This window comes from bacterium (assembly GCA_040755795.1).
In the GTDB taxonomy this organism is placed as follows: domain Bacteria; phylum UBA9089; class CG2-30-40-21; order CG2-30-40-21; family SBAY01; genus JBFLXS01.
Genome location: JBFLXS010000463.1, coordinates 1 through 2,889, shown reverse-complemented (window position 1 = coordinate 2,889; position 2,889 = coordinate 1). Strand labels below are relative to the sequence as shown.

The following is a 2,889-nucleotide window of genomic DNA, read 5'->3' as shown; positions in this document are numbered from 1 at the left end:
CCTCCTACATGGAACCCAGGACTCCTTGAGGCATATTATGGTGAGAACTGGAAGGATGACCCGAATGCTAAGCTTAATATTGTTGCTCATTCCCAGGGAGGACTTGTGGCTAGATACTACCTCCAGCGTGGTGGTGCAGATAAGGTAAAGCGGTTGATTACTATCGGTACTCCACATCGAGGTAGTGGCTTGGCAACTGCGGCAAAAGTAACCGCTGAGGTGCATCCGTTAGCACTTATTAGATTTGGCTGGCAGGCAGTAGCGGTAAGATGTGCTTTACAATTTATCCCTCATGTTAGATACGCTAAATTAGGGGCGATTGAAGACCTGAGACCTAAAAGTCAATTCCTTAAAGCACTGAATGCTAATGTGGAAATTTAAAAGAGATTAACGCAGAGGACGCAAAGAATACGCAAAGGGCACAGAGAAAATAAAAAAATCTCTGCGAACTCTGCGTGACCTCTGAGTTCTCTGCGTTAAAAAAATAACGAGGAAGGTAAAATGAGTAAAAAAGTAATGTTAATAGGATTAGGGGTATGGTTAATCTTTATGTCCGCGTCTACCTATAGTTTCTGGCCATTTACTGTACGATCTGATATGATAAGTTATTATGCCCCATGCTGGGGTGAGAATAACAAGATTTACTTTATTAAAAAGGTAACTTTTGGTAGAGCAATTTCGGGGAAGACGGCAGTCCATGCTATACTCTTTATGGGTGGGAGTTATTTTGTGGATAAGACAGAGGTTTATCTTTGTTCAATGAATTATGATGGCACAGATAAGAAAGAGATAGTTAAGATTGGTGATACAGATGATGATACTTACTGGCTGCCAATGTATCTTGATTATTGTAAGGCGAATAATTTGTTGATGTTATCTGGTGGTGAGATTCCAAGCGGTGGGACATCTCATGGGATATGGACTATTAAAACAGATGGAACAGGGTTAAAGAGAATTTCAGATGCAGGTATGCACGCCTCATGGTCACCTGGTGGAAAAAGAATTGTGTATCGTTTGTCTGAATATGATAAAGATGGGGTAAGAAAAAATAAGACGATTTGGGTAATGAATGCAGATGGAAGTAATAAAAAGATGTTTTCTACCCAAAAGGTAGAAATAGGAATACGGTTTGGTATGCCTGTGTATGATTATGATGATGAATCTCCCATCTGGTCACCTAAAGGCGACTTGATTGCCTTTACCTGTAAAGGCTGGATTTGGGTGATGAAACCGGATGGGAGGGAGAGGAGGAAGGTGATAGACACTTGCCATCTTTCTGATTGGTCTCCGGATGGAACAAAACTTATGACTTCAGCACTTTTAGGAATCGTTGATTTAAATGGTAATGTGGTTAAAAAATTTGAAGTAGTGGAAGATTCTGTTAATGGACGTTGGTCTCCAGATGGAAAGATGTTTATAGGAGAATGCTTTTCTCTATATGATAGCACTAGTGGTAAACGAATAGGTCATCCATTGTCAGTTGGAGTGCCACCTCAAAGCGGTAAATATTTTATATATAAAAAGCCAAATAATATTTGGTAATCAAGGAGGTAAAAGGTCATGAAAAAGTTTAACTTATGTATTTTATTGTTGTGCATTCTAAATAGTAAAGTAAGTGCCGAGGAACTTACCTGGGGAAGTTGTACCACTTATGCTCCATATCCTGTGCTATTTATCCACGGTATTAACGCTAATTCATTAACCTGGGATACTGCGACTAAAGAATTAGAAAAGTACTTTGGATATAGATGGGTGCAATTTAATAAGCCAACCGAACCAATAACAAAAGAGAAGCCAGCAGTCACCTATGACGAAACCAAGCCCGATGCCCCGCAGAACAAGGTCGTCAAGCATTATTTAGAGGCGTTTGATTATGGTGGGGAGGATAAGAAGGGGAGTTTTTATCATATTGGCTCAAATTATGGAAGCATTACTACGAGAGTAGAGGATATATTAAAGGCATATTATGGTGATGATTGGTATAAAAATCCTAATGCCAAAATACTTATTATTGCTCATTCACAAGGTGGATTGGTAGCAAGGGATTATATTCAGAAAAAGGTGGGAGAAGGTGAGGATCCTAAGGTTAAGCGGCTGGTTACTATCGGTACTCCACATCTTGGTAGTGGGTTAGCAACTGTGGCAAAAGTAACCGCTACCAATATCCAGTTAAATACAGGCATACCGGATAGTGAATTTGAGCCATAAGTAGTACACAGATTGCTCGGATTAGCACGGATAAAAATATAATTTAAAAAAATCCGTGCCAATCTGTGTCATCCGTGAAATCCGTGTACAAAAATAAGAGGTAAAAAGTAAAATGAGTAAAAAAGTAATGTTAATAGGATTAGTGGTATGGTTAATCTTTATGTCCGCGTCTGCTTATAGTTTCTGGCCGTTTACTGTCCGGTCTGATATGATAAGCTATCATGCCCCTTGCTGGGGTGATAATAACAAGATTTACTTTATCAAGAAAGTAACCTTTGGACATGCGGTTATCCCTTATGCATTCAATATAATAATTTTTATGGGTGGGAGTTATTTCCCGGATAAAACTGAGGTTTATCTTTGTTCGATGAATTATGATGGCACAGATAAGAAAGAAATAGTTAAGATTGGTGATACAGATGATGATACTTACTGGCTGCCAATGTATCTTGACTATTGTAAGGCGAATAATTTACTGCTTTTGTCTGGGGGAGTTCATCCTGCAAGAGGAACTGGTGATCAGGGGATATATACTATTCAGACAGATGGTAGAAGGTTGAAAAAAATCTCAGATAAAGGTATGTATGCAGATTGGTCTCCTGATGGGAAAAGGATTGTATATGGAGGAGGGACGATAATGAATGCGGATGGAACAAATCACCATCCTATTATTCCAGAAGA

The 2,889-nt window shown here is 39.1% G+C and carries 4 protein-coding genes; all 4 read left to right on the top strand.

From position 1 onward, the window contains the following. On the top strand, positions 1-381 hold a 381-nt coding region (locus AB1414_18385; protein MEW6609384.1), incomplete at its 5' end, for an alpha/beta fold hydrolase. A 120-nt stretch (positions 382-501) separates the two neighbouring features. Continuing rightward, positions 502-1,542 carry a hypothetical protein gene (locus AB1414_18380; GenBank protein MEW6609383.1) on the top strand — a complete coding sequence of 347 codons (1,041 nt, stop codon included), beginning with the start codon at positions 502-504 and terminating at the stop codon, positions 1,540-1,542. A gap of 18 nt (positions 1,543-1,560) precedes the next feature. Further along, positions 1,561-2,208 (top strand): hypothetical protein, encoded by a 648-nt coding sequence (locus AB1414_18375; GenBank protein ID MEW6609382.1) that lies wholly within the window; start codon positions 1,561-1,563, stop codon positions 2,206-2,208. Between the two features lie 112 nt (positions 2,209-2,320). Beyond that, a partial coding sequence (locus tag AB1414_18370; protein ID MEW6609381.1) for a hypothetical protein occupies positions 2,321-2,889 on the top strand: 569 nt, incomplete at its 3' end.

Excerpts from the sequence above, each read along its gene's own strand:
- AB1414_18380 (MEW6609383.1), top strand. The coding sequence starts at position 502 with ATGAGTAAAAAAGTAATGTTAATAGGATTAGGGGTATGGTTAATCTTT.
- AB1414_18375 (MEW6609382.1), top strand. The coding sequence starts at position 1,561 with ATGAAAAAGTTTAACTTATGTATTTTATTGTTGTGCATTCTAAATAGT.